3 protein-coding genes are annotated in these 1,968 nt (G+C 51.0%); all 3 read right to left on the bottom strand.

Annotation, left to right across the window (positions count from 1 at the left end; genetic code table 11):
• On the bottom strand, positions 1 to 114 hold a 114-nt coding region (locus D6694_12170), incomplete at its 3' end, for a 3-oxoacyl-ACP reductase (GenBank protein RMH38589.1).
• A complete protein-coding gene (locus D6694_12165) occupies positions 111 to 842 on the bottom strand; it encodes a phage Gp37/Gp68 family protein (protein RMH38588.1) in 732 nt (243 codons plus the stop codon). The genes D6694_12165 and D6694_12170, both read right to left, overlap by 4 nt.
• A gap of 6 nt (positions 843 to 848) precedes the next feature.
• Positions 849 to 1,760, bottom strand: coding sequence for a three-Cys-motif partner protein TcmP (gene tcmP / locus D6694_12160; GenBank protein ID RMH38587.1), 912 nt, complete (start codon positions 1,758 to 1,760; stop codon positions 849 to 851).
• Between the last annotated feature and the right edge of the window lie 208 nt (positions 1,761 to 1,968).

Raw genomic sequence — 1,968 nt, 5'->3', positions numbered from 1 at the left:
GTTTCTGCCGTGAATCCATACGGCATGGCCGGCTTGCGCCAAACGCTGGGCCGCCAACCGGCCGATACCGTCGGTGCTGCCCGTGATGAGGATGGTGCGATGGGTGCGCTTCATGCGAACTTCATTTCAGCCACAACAGGCATTTCATCCCAGGTACGCCCTTCGAGCAGCCGTCCATTCTGCTTTTTGCGCATCCCGCCCCATTGCTTGAAGAAAAAGGGCACTCCCGCGCGCGTGCACCGATCTCTTACTGCTTTCACCCATTCCACCTTCATCGGACGAGCTTTGGGACCACTCTCACCACCTACAATTACCCAATCTATACCCTTCAGTTCCAACCCATCGAGCGGACCAAGCAAAGGCTCACAAGACAGGAATTTTACCTGAGCACCCGTTTTGCGAAGGAGATCCACGCGGGAGAGAAATCGGCGGCTTTCCACAGAAACCCCCATCCAGATATTCGGGGCCCATTTCAACCAGCCTTCTCTGTCGTAATAATGCAGCAATCCTGCTCTTTTGGTCAATACTTGAAAGATGTGTTGGGGGTTGTCCCGCATGACTTCAAATACTTTTTGAATAAAGCCAATGGGCACCTTTGGATGAAACAAATCGCTCATGGAGTTCACAAAAACCACTCGCGGCCGTTTCCACGTATATGGCCGGAGCAGCTCCGAAGGATGCACACGGACAGCAAAACCATGCCGGTACTTTTCAAGTCCCATGGCACGCAATCGGCGCGCCATCACCTCGGCATAGCAGTATTTGCAACCCGAAGAGACCTTGTCGCAACCCGTAACCGGATTCCATGTCATCTCCGTCCATTCAATTTTCGAATGTGCCATAATCAATCACTGATTCTTTTTCCCTACGATATCCTTGGCGATTTTCAAGGCGGTAGGATTGTTGGAGGCAAAAACAAAATGAAAAATGGGTGTACCGCGGCTATTGCGCAAGACCAATGGTTTGGGAATCACATGCTTCCAGATCGTCTTCATTTGTTCAATATAGGTATTGGCAATGATCTCGATGGCCCCTCCTACTTTTTGCCATGCTGTTGCGGTCTCACCAAAAAGCGAAAGCTCCTGCCTCTTTCGATAAAAGCGGTTCCGAATTTGTTCTTCATTCATTCCAAAAAACCTTTCCAACCCTGGCAGGTGACGCAATTCGCCTTTCCTATCCAGCAACCTGTTGATTGCCAACCCAGTCGGGATGAGGATCCACACGTCGCTCCGCGTATTTTTCAGGGATTCGATGGCCTCCCAGCTTATTTGCATGCCAAAGGGATCCAGGAAAACCAACGCAGCCAATTGGCGATCGCGTTTCAGCGCGCTCCCCAGATTTTTCAACTGTTCATTGCAATCAGATGCCCGAAATATCATTCTTGGCTTCAGACTCGGAAAGCGCTCTTCCAGCCTTTGCTCGAGTTGCTTCAAGGCTTGTCTGTCGGCATCGATAAAGTAGTAATAGTCGAATAACAACCCCTCTCCTCCCAATGCCAAAACGCGTTCGGCAGCCCCGCGATAGAGGTGCTGCTCTTCAAGGGATATCGATAAATCCTCAAACAGGGGAAAAGGTGCAGGTCGCTCATCAGCTTCATCCGATCGAGCGCCACTTCCTGCGAAACCGTCGAAATACAGCGTTTTGAAATTTTTGCGCTTGCGCATAATTGTGAGGTAGGCCCTCACATACTTTTGAAATGCATCCAGTTTCTCTTCCGTCCAAGGGCCACCCCAGTTACCGGCAGGCTCTTCCACATGCATGATAGACAGGTTTCAGGTGTACACATGAAATCACGCCCGGCATGCGAGCCCCGAAATTTACACAAAAAATTTCAAACAAAAATACGCACACTCACCCCTGAAAGAACAACCAGTCCACCGCCCTGGGGAACTCCCGGCCCCAGTGATATTCGTTGTGCTGGCCTTCGGGATCGATGGATACGTGGAACTCGATGAGGCGGGCATTGCC

It is taken from the genome of Gammaproteobacteria bacterium, from assembly GCA_003696665.1.
Lineage (GTDB): Bacteria > Pseudomonadota > Gammaproteobacteria > Enterobacterales.
This window is presented reverse-complemented; position numbering and strand designations above follow the sequence as displayed.

What these genes read in the sequence shown, in the direction of transcription:
- D6694_12165 (RMH38588.1), bottom strand. Translation starts at nt 842, where the DNA reads ATGGCACATTCGAAAATTGAATGGACGGAGATGACATGGAATCCGGTT.
- tcmP (RMH38587.1), bottom strand. Translation starts at nt 1,760, where the DNA reads ATGCATGTGGAAGAGCCTGCCGGTAACTGGGGTGGCCCTTGGACGGAA.